Origin of the sequence: Pseudomonas sp. ZY71, from assembly GCF_036542145.1 — a bacterium.
GTDB lineage: Bacteria > Pseudomonadota > Gammaproteobacteria > Pseudomonadales > Pseudomonadaceae > Aquipseudomonas > Aquipseudomonas koreensis_A.
Window position 1 is genome coordinate 5,459,147 of sequence record NZ_CP144274.1, and the last position, 12,281, is coordinate 5,471,427.

A 12,281-nucleotide genomic window follows, 5' to 3' on the forward strand; every position below is an offset into this window, starting at 1 on the left:
CAGTCAGTGCGGCGCTTCAGCCGCATGGTTAAGCGAATATTTCGGAATTTCGACGGTGATGTCTTCTTCACCAACGATAGCCTGGCAAGCCAGACGCGATTGCGCTTCCAGACCCCAGGCACGATCGAGGAAGTCTTCTTCCAGCTCGTCAGCCTCTTCCATCGAGTCGAAACCCTCGCGGATGATGCAGTGGCAGGTGGTGCAAGCACACACGCCACCGCAGGCGCTTTCCATCTCGATGTGGTGTTCGTGGGCCAACTCGAGAATCGATGTGCCGGGCGCTGCCTCGACCACCATGCCTTCAGGGCAGAACTTCTCGTGGGGCAGAAAAATGACCTGCGGCATCAGATATCCTCGATTTCATTCAGATTGCGCCCCGACAGAGCGGCTTTCACCGTCAGATCCATGCGGCGGGCAGCAAAAGCATCGGTCACTTGCGACAGACGCTTGGTCTGCTGCTCGATGGCGTAACCATCGGTACCTTTCATCAGTTCGGCCAGTTCCTGCAACTGCAGATCGATGACCATGCGCTCTTCGGCGTCGAGCAAACGCTCGCCATCAACCTCAAGAGCGCCCTGCACCGCTTCGATCAGGCGCTGGGCATCGACTTGCTGCTCACGCAGAACACGGGCGACTTTGTCGTCATTGGCGTGCTGGAACGAATCTTTCAGCATTTTGGCGATTTCGCCGTCGGTCAGACCGTAGGACGGTTTGACCTGAATGCTCGCCTCAACACCTGAACCCAATTCTCGGGCGGAAACGCTGAGCAGACCGTCGGCATCGACCTGGAAGGTCACGCGAATCTTCGCTGCACCGGCGACCATCGCCGGAATACCACGCAATTCGAAGCGCGCCAGCGAACGGCAGTCGCTGATCAGCTCGCGCTCACCCTGCAGGACGTGGATCGCCATGGCCGACTGGCCATCTTTATAAGTAGTGAAATCCTGTGCGCGAGCGACGGGGATGGTGGTGTTGCGCGGAATCACCTTCTCCATCAGGCCGCCCATGGTTTCCAGCCCCAGGGACAGCGGAATCACGTCGAGCAGCAGCAGTTCGCCGCCATCGCGCTTGTTGCCCGCCAGCGTATCCGCCTGGATCGCAGCACCGATGGCCACCACTTGATCCGGGTCGATTTCAGTCAGAGGCTGACGACCGAAGGCTTCGGCAACGGCTTCACGAACACGCGGCACGCGGGTCGAACCGCCGACCATGACCACCGCGTGCACGTCTTCCAACTCGATGCCGGAGTCGCGAACGGCACGGCGGCAGGCTTTCAGGCTGCGCGCGACCATTGGCTCGATCAGCGCATCGAAGGCTTCGCGGGTCAGCGGTGCCTTCCAGTCGCCATAGGCCACTTCAACGCTGGCCGAGTCGGTCAGGGATTCTTTGGCCGCACAAGCGGTTTGCAGCAGATTACGTTGCGCGCCCGGATCGAGATCGGCGGACAGGCCCGCGCTCTCGATGATCCAGCCAGCAATCGCGTGATCGAAGTCATCGCCGCCCAGCGCGCTGTCGCCGCCAGTGGCCAGCACTTCAAAAACACCGCCAGTCAGACGCAGAATCGAAATATCGAAAGTACCGCCGCCCAGGTCATAAATCGCGACCAGGCCTTCGGCATGCTGATCCAGACCGTACGCCACAGCGGCCGCAGTCGGCTCATTGAGCAGGCGCAGCACGTTCAGACCCGCCAATTTGGCCGCATCCTTGGTCGCTTGACGCTGGGCATCATCGAAATACGCAGGAACGGTGATCACCGCCCCCACCAGTTCGCCGCCCAACGTCGCTTCAGCGCGCTGACGCAGCACCTTGAGGATATCGGCGGAGACTTCGACCGGGCTTTTCGGGCCCTGCACGGTGTCGATGAACGGCATGTGCGACTCGCCACCGACAAAGCGGTATGGCAGTTGCTCGCCCAATTGCTTGACGTCGGACAGACCACGACCCATCAAGCGCTTGACCGACAGCACGGTGTTCAAAGGATCGGAAGCGGCAGCCAGTTTGGCCGACTCGCCGACTTCGACGCGATCGGCGTGGTAACGCACAGCAGACGGCAGGATGACCTGCCCGTTTGCGTCGGCCAACGGCTCGGAAAGACCACTGCGCAACGCAGCGACCAGCGAATTGGTAGTGCCCAAGTCGATCCCCACAGCCAGACGACGCTGGTGCGGTTGAGGACTTTGGCCGGGTTCGGCGATCTGCAGTAGGGCCATCGTGATCAGGACTTATCTGTATATCAGGCGTGCGACCGGAGCGGCACTGGGTTAATCGTCGAGGCGCTCTTCTAACTGGCGCACTTCGTAGGTGAGCTTGTCGAGGAACTGCATGCGCCGCATCAGGCGTTCGGCCTGTTCGCGTTGCGCCGCATCATCCCAACAGGCTGCGAAGCTTTCATTGAGTTCTTCCTGAGCCACTTTCAAGCGCCGCTTGAACACCGCGACACCGTCAAGGTCGGCACTGTCCTGGAGGTCTTCGAGCTCTTCGCGCCATTGCATCTGCTGCAGAAGAAACTCGGGGTCATGGACCGTGACTTCCATCGGCACTTCATGCCCGCTGATGGTCAGCAGGTAGCGTGCGCGCTGGGCCGGACTCTTGAGCGTCTGATAGGCGTCGTTGAGCCGCGCAGACTGCTCGAGTGCCGACCGCTGCTCACGCTCGGAAGCGTCGGCAAAGCGGTCAGGATGAACGCCGCGCGCCAACTCACGATAGCGCGTGGCCAACTGCTCGAGATCCAGACGGAAACCCGGTTGCAGCTCGAATAAAGCGAAATGACAAGGAATACCCACGACAAGCCTCAGATGTTGAAGCTTTCGCCGCAGCCACATTCACCGCGTACGTTGGGGTTGTTGAACTTGAAGCCTTCGTTCAACCCTTCCTTGACGAAATCGAGCTCGGTGCCGTCCAGGTAGGCGAGGCTTTTCGGGTCGATGATCACTTTTTCGCCGTGACTCTCGAACACCTGATCCTCTGCAACCACCTCGTCGACAAACTCCAGCACGTAGGCAAGGCCGGAACAGCCTGTGGTGCGAACACCCAGACGAATCCCTTCACCTTTGCCGCGCCCGTCGAGGGAGCGCCGCACGTGTCGAGCAGCCGCTTCTGTCATGCTGATAGCCATCGGTGACTCCTTACTCGTCGCCAAATCCAGAAAGTCAGATCAAGCCTTTCTTCTGCTTGTAATCGCGAACAGCCGCTTTGATAGCGTCTTCAGCCAGTACCGAGCAGTGAATCTTCACTGGCGGCAGGGCCAGTTCTTCGGCCAGCTGAGTGTTCTTGATGGTTTCTGCTTCGTCCAGGGTCTTGCCCTTCATCCACTCGGTAGCGAGGGAGCTGGAAGCGATAGCCGAACCGCAGCCGTAGGTCTTGAACTTGGCATCTTCGATGATGCCAGCGTCGTTGACCTTGATTTGCAGACGCATCACGTCGCCGCACGCCGGAGCGCCGACCATGCCGGTGCCGACATCAGGATCTTCCGCGTTCATCTTGCCGACGTTGCGCGGGTTTTCGTAGTGGTCGATGACCTTTTCGCTGTAAGCCATGATTCTCAATCCTCACTCATCAGGGCCGCTCTTGAGACCCTGCAACTGCGCTGCGTAAACCGCCGCGTCGCTACAGGATCTGTATCTGGCGGCTTCTATATTTAGTGTGCCGCCCACTCGATTTTCGAGATATCGACGCCGTCTTTGTACATGTCCCACAGCGGCGACAGAGCGCGCAGCTTGGTAACGGCCTCGCAGACTTTCTGCGCGGCGTAGTCGATTTCTTCTTCGGTGGTGAAGCGGCCGAAGGTGAAGCGGATCGAGCTGTGTGCCAGTTCGTCGTTGCGGCCCAGGGCGCGCAGTACGTACGAAGGCTCCAGCGACGCCGAGGTGCACGCCGAACCGGACGATACCGCCAGATCCTTGAGCGCCATGATCAGCGACTCGCCTTCAACGTAGTTGAAGCTCAGGTTCAGGTTGTGCGGAACGCGGGCGGTCAGGCTGCCGTTGACGTACAGCTCTTCCAGGTGCTCGACCTGCTTGTAGAAGCGGTCGCTCAAGGCTTTGATACGGACGTTTTCGGCAGCCATGTCTTCTTTGGCTACGCGGAACGCTTCGCCCATGCCGACGATCTGGTGGGTCGCCAGGGTGCCGGAACGCATGCCACGCTCGTGACCGCCGCCGTGCATGGTCGCTTCGATGCGCACACGCGGCTTGCGGCTGACGTACAGCGCGCCGATGCCTTTAGGGCCGTAGGTTTTGTGAGCGGAGAACGACATCATGTCGACTTTCAGCTTCTGCAGGTCGATGTCGACCTTGCCAGTGGACTGAGCGGCGTCGACGTGGAACAGAACACCCTTGGCGCGCAGCAGTTCGCCGATCGCTGCGATGTCGTTGACGGTGCCGATTTCGTTGTTCACGTGCATCACGGAGACCAGGATGGTGTCTTCGCGCAATGCAGCTTCAATCATGGCCGGGGTGATCAGACCGTCTTCGGTCGGCTCGAGGTAAGTAACCTCGAAACCTTCACGCTCCAGTTGGCGCATGGTGTCGAGGACAGCCTTGTGCTCGATCTTGGAGGTGATCAGGTGCTTGCCCTTGGAGCCGTAGAAATGCGCCGCACCCTTGATTGCCAGGTTGTCGGATTCGGTGGCACCGGAGGTCCAGACGATTTCGCGCGGATCAGCGTTGACCAGATCGGCCACCTGACGACGGGCGTTTTCGACGGACTCTTCAGCCTTCCAGCCGAACACGTGGGAACGGGACGCCGGGTTACCGAAGTTTCCGTCGACCAGCAAGCATTCACTCATCTTTTGCGCAACACGCGGATCAACCGGGGTGGTCGCAGAGTAATCAAGGTAAATCGGCAATTTCATGGACTATCTCCTAAATCAGGGCTGGCGTGCCGCTAGCTCTCTGGCTGTCATTCGACGGCGGACGCTTCAATCTTGTCCAGGCGTGGCGCCTTGCTGTTGCAACGGCGCTGGTCCTGACGCTGGGCTACTTCTTGCACCTCACGGCGAGTCACAAGATCAGCCAAGCTGATACCACTTAGAAATTCGTGAATCTGCAGGCTCAAGTCGCACCACAGATGATGGGTCAGGCAGGTGTCGCCGGAATGGCAATCGCCCTGGCCCTGGCATTTGGTGGCATCGACCGATTCGTTTACCGCATCGATCACCTGAGCGACCTGAATGCCCTGCATGTCGCGGGACAACTGGTAGCCACCACCCGGGCCGCGAACACTGGAAACCAGGTTGCTGCGGCGCAGCTTGGCGAACAGCTGTTCGAGGTAGGACAGGGAGATGCCTTGGCGCTCGGAGATATCGGCCAGGGACACGGGCCCGTGCTGCGCGTGCAACGCCAGGTCAAGCATGGCGGTCACGGCGTATCGGCCTTTTGTAGTCAGTCGCATGGACAGTTACCACGGAGTTCAGAATGGGGCGAGTATGCAATTCCCGAGTATTTAAGTCAACTTTAAGACCTAGTACTTTAGTCAGGATTACCCGCAAAAGAGCGCGCGCATCATAGCAAAGGCTGGCGGCATGCAGCCAGCGGTACCGCGTTATCGTTCTTCGCGAGCAGGCTCGCTCCCACAAGGGATATGCATTCCAATGTGGGAGCGAGCTTGCTCGCGAAGGACGCGCTGCGGTTTAGCTGGCTTTCGACTCGTCTTTGCCTTTGACGCAGGCGAAGTCTTCTTCACGCAGCTCAGGCAGATCTTTCGCACAGTAATTACTGCCCAGATCCTTCAGCGCGCCGCACATCCCTTCCAGCCGCCCGTCCACTGCTTGCAGGTGATCGAGCAACTGACCAATGGCGCGCGCCACCGGGTCGGGCATGTCTTCGCTGACGCCGTAGGCATCGAAACCGATCTTCTCCGCCATGGCCTTGCGCTTGGCGTCCTGCTCCTCATCGGACTTGACGATGATTCGTCCAGGAATACCGACAACAGTGGCGCCCGGCGGCACTTCTTTGGTCACCACAGCATTGGAGCCGACCTTGGCACCGGCGCCAACCGTGAACGGGCCAAGCACCTTGGCGCCCGCACCAACAACCACGCCATCACCCAACGTCGGGTGGCGCTTGCCTTTATTCCAGCTGGTGCCACCCAGGGTCACGCCCTGATAAATGGTCACGTCATCGCCAATCTCAGCGGTTTCACCGATGACGATGCCCATGCCGTGGTCGATAAAGAAACGACGACCGACCTTGGCGCCCGGGTGAATCTCGATCCCGGTCAACCAGCGGCCGAAATTCGAAACCAGCCGTGCCAGCCACTTCAGTTCGTTGCGCCACAGCATGCCGGCCAATCGATGAATCCAGATCGCATGCATGCCGGGGTAGCAGGTCAGGACTTCAAAAGCGTTACGCGCCGCCGGGTCTCGATGGAACACGCTCTGGATATCTTCACGCAAACGCTCAAACATCATTTAGTCCTTCCGCTTAAGAAGCTCACCACGGGCCGCTTTCTGGGTTTCCGTGAGGATGCCACGCAAAATATTCATTTCCGCCCGGCTGACCGAGCTGCGTCCGTACAACCGGCGCAGGCGCGCCATCAAGTGCCGGGGTTTCTCGGGATCGAGGAATTCGATGGCGACCAGCGTCTGCTCCAGATGCTCATAAAAGCGCTCCAGCTCATCCATGGTCGCCAGCTCGGCGCTTTTCACCGAGGCCACTTCTTCTTTCTCGATCTTGCTCGGCTGACCTTGTGCCGCCAGCCAGGCCATGCGAACTTCGTAGCTCAATACCTGCACCGCCGCGCCGAGGTTCAGCGAACTGAACTCAGGGTCGGAGGGAATGTGCACGTGAAAGTGACATCGCTGCAGCTCGTCATTGGTCAGGCCGGAATCTTCACGACCGAACACCAAGGCGATTTCAGCACCCTGCCCGGCCTCCTCGACCACTTTGGTCCCGCATTCGCGAGGATCCAGCAGCGGCCAGGGGATTCGACGGTCACGGGCGCTGGTGCCAAGCACCAGATTGCAGCCGACCAAGGCATCTTCCAAGGTGGCGACGACTTGCGCGTTTTCAAGGACGTCACCGGCACCGGAGGCGCGAGCATCGGCCTCGTGATGCGGAAACAGGCGCGGTTCGACCAGCACCAGTCGCGACAGACCCATGTTTTTCATGGCGCGCGCGGCCCCGCCGATATTGCCGGGGTGGCTGGTATTGACCAGGACAACACGAATGTTCTGCAGCAAGGGAGGCGCTCTCGGACACAGGAAAGGGGTGCAAATCTTACAGAACAGCCTACCGTTAAGCTATGAAAGCGAACAGCGTCCTTCACCTGAAGAAAAGTTCTGATAGAATGCGCGGCTTTCTTTAACAACCTTAGGTGACACATCCATGCAGCCCATGCTGAATATCGCGCTGCGCGCCGCCCGCAGCGCCAGTGAACTGATCTTCCGCTCCATCGAGCGCCTGGATACCATCAAGGTCGACGAAAAAGACGCCAAGGATTATGTATCCGAGGTCGATCGCGCCGCTGAACAGAAAATCATCGACGCCCTGCGCAAGGCTTACCCGAACCACTCCATCCGCGGTGAAGAGACTGGCCTGCACGCCGGTACCGGCATCGAAGGCGAAGAGTACCTGTGGATCATCGATCCACTGGACGGCACCACCAACTTCCTGCGCGGCATTCCTCACTTCGCTGTCAGCATCGCCTGCAAATACCGCGGTCGCCTGGAACACGCAGTGGTTCTGGACCCGGTTCGCCAGGAAGAATTCACCGCCAGCCGTGGTCGCGGCGCCCAACTGAACGGTCGTCGTCTGCGCGTCAGCGGTCGCACCAGCCTCGACGGCGCCCTGCTGGGTACCGGCTTCCCGTTCCGCGATGACCAGATGGACAACCTCGACAACTACCTGGGCATGTTCCGCGCTCTGGTTGGCCAGACTGCCGGCATCCGCCGCGCCGGTTCCGCCAGCCTGGACCTGGCTTATGTGGCTGCCGGTCGTTTCGACGCGTTCTGGGAATCGGGTCTGTCCGAGTGGGACATGGCTGCAGGCGCCCTGCTGATTCAAGAAGCTGGCGGCCTGGTGAGCGACTTCACCGGCGGTCACGACTTCCTTGAAAAAGGCCACATCGTTGCCGGCAACACCAAATGCTTCAAGGCAGTTCTGACGGCGATCCAGCCGCACCTGCCGGCCTCGCTGAAGCGCTAAGCTTCCGGCGAGACGAAAAAAGCACCCTTCGGGGTGCTTTTTTTATGCCTGGAATTCGTCACCCGCCACACCACCGGACCAATGTAGGAGTGAGCCTGCTCGCGATAGCGGTGTATCAGCCACCACCTGTATTGAATGATAAATAGCTATCGCGAGCAGGCTCACTCCTACAGGGGATTTGCTGTGCTGCTTAAATGGAGGGCACAAAAAAAGCACCCCGCAGGGTGCTTCTTTGTAAAACAGCCAGTAATTACTGACCCGGCTCATTCTGCGACAGAATCAGCTTGCCTTCCTTGTCGACCGGAATCTGGTTGCCCGGATCGCGATCCATCCGCACTTTGCCTTCCTTGCCATCGAGCGAGTAACGCACGTCGTAACCGACGACCTTGTCGCTGATGTCATTGACCGTGTTGCAGCGGGTTTGCGTGGTGGTGTAGGTGTCACGCTCTTGCATGCCTTCCTGCACCTTGTTACCCGCATAACCGCCACCGACCGCACCGGCGACCGTGGCAATCTTCTTGCCGGTGCCGCCGCCAATCTGATTACCCAGCAAACCACCTGCCAGCGCACCGACGACGGTACCGGCAATCTGATGCTGATCCTTTACCGGTGCCTGACGCGTCACTGTCACGTCCTTGCACACTTCACGTGGAGTCTTGATCTGTGTTTTAACCGGTTCAACGGCCAATACTTGCGCATACTCAGGGCCGCTTTTAACCAGGCTGTAGGTGGCAACAGCACCCCCGGCAGTCACACCGACAGCACCCAATACCGCACCAACCAGCAACGACTTGTTCACATGAACCTCCTGACCATCACATACGGGACGCGCCCGCGCTTCTCCCAGCCTTGGAGCATAAAAAAAGGCGCGAGTTCAACTCGCGCCTTTCTTGGGCTGACAGCCGGGAAAACGATGGCCGTTATGGACGGTCGTCGACTTCCTTCTCGGTGTTGGCCGGAGGAATCAGATCCTCGGTGGTCAGGTTCAGCCAGATCAGTACCACGTTAGCGATGTAGATCGACGAGTAGGTACCCGCCAGTACACCGATAAACAGCGCGATCGAGAAGCCGAACAGGTTGTCACCGCCGAAGAACAGCAGTGCCGCGATCGCCAGCAAAGTCGAGATCGACGTCGCCATGGTGCGCAGCAGGGTCTGCGTGGTCGAGATGTTGATGTTCTCGATCAGCGTTGCCTTGCGCAGGACACGGAAGTTCTCACGAACCCGGTCGAATACCACGATGGTGTCGTTCAGCGAGTAACCGATGATCGCCAGCACCGCCGCCAGCACGGTCAGATCGAAAGTGATCTGGAAGTACGACAGGATACCAATGGTCACGATCACGTCGTGAATCAGCGAAACGATGGCGCCGACCGCGAACTTCCACTGAAAGCGGAAAGCCAGGTAGATCAGGATGCCGCCGAGCGCCAGCAGCATGCCGAGGCCGCCCTGGTCGCGCAGCTCTTCACCGACCTGTGGGCCGACGAACTCGACACGCTTGACCGTCGCCGGGTTGTCACCGCCGAGTTTCTGCAGCGCTTGCGCGACCTGGTGGCCCAACTGCGGGTCTTCACCCGGCATGCGCACCAGCAGATCGGTGGTTGCACCAAAGCTCTGCACGATGGCTTCGTGATAACCCGAAGTCACCAGCTCTTCACGCACCTTGGTGACATCCGCCGGACGCTCGTAGGTCAGCTCGATGAGCGTACCGCCAGTGAAGTCCAGGCCCCAGTTCATACCCTTGGTCACGACACTGAACATAGCCAGCAACGTGAGAAACACTGTGACGCCGAACGCGAAGTTGCGAACGCCCATGAAGTTGATTGTACGTAACATGGCAGCCCCTTAAATCCACAACTTCTTGAAGTCACGTCCGCCGAAGATCAGGTTGACCATTGCGCGGGTCACCATGATGGCCGTGAACATCGAGGTAAAGATCCCGAGGGACATGGTCACTGCGAAACCTTTGACCGGGCCGGTGCCCATGGCAAAGAGAATCCCGCCGACCAACAAGGTAGTCAGGTTGGCGTCGAGAATCGCGGTGAATGCCCGGCCGAAGCCTTCGTTGATTGCACGCTGCACCGTCATGCCGGCGGCGATCTCCTCACGAATTCGCGAGAAGATCAGCACGTTGGCGTCGACCGCCATACCCATGGTCAGAACGATACCGGCGATACCCGGCAGGGTCAGCGTTGCACCCAGCAGCGACATCAAGGCCAGCAGCAGCACCATGTTCACCGCCAAAGCGACGGTGGCGATGATGCCGAAGAAGCGGTAGATGGCGATGATGAACAGCGACACGAACAGCATGCCCCACAGCGACGCATCGATACCTTTGGTGATGTTGTCAGCACCCAGGCTCGGGCCGATGGTGCGCTCTTCAGCGAAGTACATCGGTGCGGCCAGACCACCGGCACGCAGCAGCAGCGCCAGCTCGGACGACTCGCCCTGACCGTTCAGGCCAGTGATGCGGAACTGAGCACCCAGCGGCGACTGAATGGTCGCCAGGCTGATGATTTTCTTCTCTTCCTTGAACGTTTGCACCGCAACGTCTTTCTCGACGCCATCGACCACTTGCTTGGTGTAAGTGGTGATCGGACGCTGTTCGATGAAGATCACCGCCATGCTGCGACCAACGTTCGAACGAGTAGCGCGGCTCATCAGCTCACCACCGTGACCATCCAGACGGATGTTCACTTCCGGGGTGCCGTGCTCGCCGAAACCGGCCTTGGCGTCGGTAACCTGGTCACCGGTGATGATCAGACCACGCTCGATCTGTGCTGGCGGACGATTGCCTTCACGGAACTCGAACGTTTCGGAAGTGGCTTTCGAAGCACCCGGCTCTGCAGCCAGACGGAACTCAAGGTTGGCCGTCTTGCCGAGAATACGCTTGGCTTCGGCAGTGTCCTGCACGCCCGGCAGCTCAACCACGATGCGGTTGGCGCCCTGACGCTGAACGATCGGTTCGGCAACACCCAGCTCGTTGACGCGGTTACGTACCGTGGTCAAGTTCTGCTTGATGGAGTATTCACGGATTTCCGCCAGCTTTGCCGGGGTCATCGCCAGACGCAGCACCGGTTGACCATTGAGGTCGGCCGGAACAATGTCGAAATCGTTGAAGTTCTTGCGGATCAGTGCACGGGCCTGTTCGCGGGAATCTTCATCGCTGAAGCCCAACTGAATGGCACCGCCCAGTTGCGGCAGACTGCGATAGCGCAGCTTCTCTTTACGCAGCAGGCTCTTGACGTCGCCTTCGTAGACTTTCAGGCGTGCATCGAGGGCTTTGTCCATGTCCACTTCCAGCAGGAAGTGCACACCACCGGACAAGTCCAGACCCAGCTTCATCGGGTGCGCGCCCAGATTGCGCAGCCATTGCGGGGTGGTCTGTGCCAGGTTCAGCGCGACGACGTAGTCATCACCCAATGCCTTGCGCACAACGTCTTTGGCCGGCAGCTGGTCTTCAGCCTTGCTCAGACGGATCAGACCGCCCTTGCCGTTGGCGGCCAGCGTGGCTGCCTTGACGTTGATCCCGGACTCCTTGAGCGCAGTGCTCACACGATCCAGATCAGCCTGATTGACTTGCAGCGCAGTGCTTGCACCGCTGACCTGAATGGCCGGGTCATCGGGGTATAGATTCGGAGCGGAATAAATCAGACCGATCGCCAGCACCGCCAGGATCAGAATGTATTTCCACAGAGGATATTTGTTCAGCATCACGCCGCCCGTTATGAACGCGGGGCGCCTTGCGCGCCCCGTCGATTGAGTAGAAGTTGTTGCTTCAGATCGCTTTCAGCGTGCCTTTTGGCAGCGTGGCGGCGATGGCGCCTTTCTGGAACTTCATTTCCACGGTGTCGGAAACTTCCAGAACCACGAAGTCATCGGCCACTTTGGTGATCTTGCCAGCGATGCCGCCGGTGGTCACAACTTCGTCGCCTTTCTGCAGGCTGCTCAGCAGGTTCTTCTGCTCTTTGGCGCGCTTGGCCTGTGGACGCCAGATCATCAGGTAGAAGATGACCAGGAAACCGACCAGGAAAATCCACTCGAAACCGCCGCCCATTGGGCCGGCAGCAGCCGGTGCAGCCGCGTCAGCCATGGCGTTAGAGATAAAAAAGCTCATTTAGCACTCCAGTTGCAAATG

Annotated in this window: 14 protein-coding genes; 1 reads left to right on the forward strand and 13 read right to left on the reverse strand. The window is 59.3% G+C overall.

Going from position 1 to position 12,281, the window contains the following annotated elements; translation table 11 throughout:
- Positions 1-3: 3 nt before the first annotated feature.
- The 9 genes from fdx to trmJ form a co-directional block, all read right to left on the reverse strand.
- On the reverse strand, positions 4-345 hold the full coding sequence (gene fdx / locus VY732_RS24095; RefSeq protein ID WP_007916885.1) for an ISC system 2Fe-2S type ferredoxin: 342 nt from the start codon (positions 343-345) through the stop codon (positions 4-6).
- Positions 345-2,210, reverse strand: coding sequence for a Fe-S protein assembly chaperone HscA (hscA, locus tag VY732_RS24100; protein ID WP_331691975.1), 1,866 nt, complete (start codon positions 2,208-2,210; stop codon positions 345-347). Before hscA ends, fdx begins: the two co-directional genes overlap by 1 nt.
- 51 nt (positions 2,211-2,261) lie before the next feature.
- Positions 2,262-2,783 (reverse strand): co-chaperone HscB, encoded by a 522-nt coding sequence (gene hscB / locus VY732_RS24105; protein WP_007916889.1) that lies wholly within the window; start codon positions 2,781-2,783, stop codon positions 2,262-2,264.
- A gap of 8 nt (positions 2,784-2,791) precedes the next feature.
- On the reverse strand, positions 2,792-3,115 hold the full coding sequence (gene iscA / locus VY732_RS24110) for an iron-sulfur cluster assembly protein IscA (RefSeq protein WP_003227904.1): 324 nt from the start codon (positions 3,113-3,115) through the stop codon (positions 2,792-2,794).
- Positions 3,116-3,149: 34 nt separating this feature from the next.
- Positions 3,150-3,536: a Fe-S cluster assembly scaffold IscU gene (gene iscU, locus VY732_RS24115; protein WP_007916892.1), complete on the reverse strand. Its 387-nt coding sequence runs from the start codon at positions 3,534-3,536 to the stop codon at positions 3,150-3,152.
- 101 nt (positions 3,537-3,637) lie between these two features.
- A complete protein-coding gene (locus VY732_RS24120; protein WP_077574430.1) occupies positions 3,638-4,852 on the reverse strand; it encodes an IscS subfamily cysteine desulfurase in 1,215 nt (404 codons plus the stop codon).
- Positions 4,853-4,899: 47 nt separating this feature from the next.
- On the reverse strand, positions 4,900-5,391 hold the full coding sequence (iscR, locus tag VY732_RS24125; protein WP_003227911.1) for a Fe-S cluster assembly transcriptional regulator IscR: 492 nt from the start codon (positions 5,389-5,391) through the stop codon (positions 4,900-4,902).
- 238 nt (positions 5,392-5,629) lie between these two features.
- Positions 5,630-6,406, reverse strand: coding sequence for a serine O-acetyltransferase (gene cysE, locus VY732_RS24130; RefSeq protein WP_007916901.1), 777 nt, complete (start codon positions 6,404-6,406; stop codon positions 5,630-5,632).
- Positions 6,407-6,409: 3 nt separating this feature from the next.
- A complete protein-coding gene (gene trmJ, locus VY732_RS24135) occupies positions 6,410-7,180 on the reverse strand; it encodes a tRNA (cytosine(32)/uridine(32)-2'-O)-methyltransferase TrmJ (protein WP_331691993.1) in 771 nt (256 codons plus the stop codon).
- A 145-nt stretch (positions 7,181-7,325) separates the two neighbouring features.
- On the opposite strand from trmJ, the gene suhB reads away from it, so the two are divergent.
- Positions 7,326-8,144 carry a type III secretion system regulator SuhB gene (suhB, locus tag VY732_RS24140; RefSeq protein WP_016984379.1) on the forward strand — a complete coding sequence of 273 codons (819 nt, stop codon included), beginning with the start codon at positions 7,326-7,328 and terminating at the stop codon, positions 8,142-8,144.
- 250 nt (positions 8,145-8,394) lie between these two features.
- Here suhB and VY732_RS24145 read toward each other — a convergent pair whose 3' ends face one another.
- The 4 genes from VY732_RS24145 to yajC all read right to left on the reverse strand — a co-directional run bounded on the left by VY732_RS24145 (position 8,395) and on the right by yajC (position 12,260).
- Complete coding sequence (locus tag VY732_RS24145; RefSeq protein ID WP_007956693.1) at positions 8,395-8,943, reverse strand: glycine zipper 2TM domain-containing protein; 549 nt, start codon at positions 8,941-8,943, stop codon at positions 8,395-8,397.
- Positions 8,944-9,064: 121 nt separating this feature from the next.
- Positions 9,065-9,979 (reverse strand): protein translocase subunit SecF, encoded by a 915-nt coding sequence (gene secF, locus VY732_RS24150; RefSeq protein ID WP_038362953.1) that lies wholly within the window; start codon positions 9,977-9,979, stop codon positions 9,065-9,067.
- Between the two features lie 9 nt (positions 9,980-9,988).
- Positions 9,989-11,857, reverse strand: coding sequence for a protein translocase subunit SecD (gene secD / locus VY732_RS24155; RefSeq protein ID WP_077574432.1), 1,869 nt, complete (start codon positions 11,855-11,857; stop codon positions 9,989-9,991).
- Positions 11,858-11,921: 64 nt separating this feature from the next.
- Positions 11,922-12,260 carry a preprotein translocase subunit YajC gene (yajC, locus tag VY732_RS24160; protein ID WP_007916913.1) on the reverse strand — a complete coding sequence of 113 codons (339 nt, stop codon included), beginning with the start codon at positions 12,258-12,260 and terminating at the stop codon, positions 11,922-11,924.
- Positions 12,261-12,281: the final 21 nt, after the last annotated feature.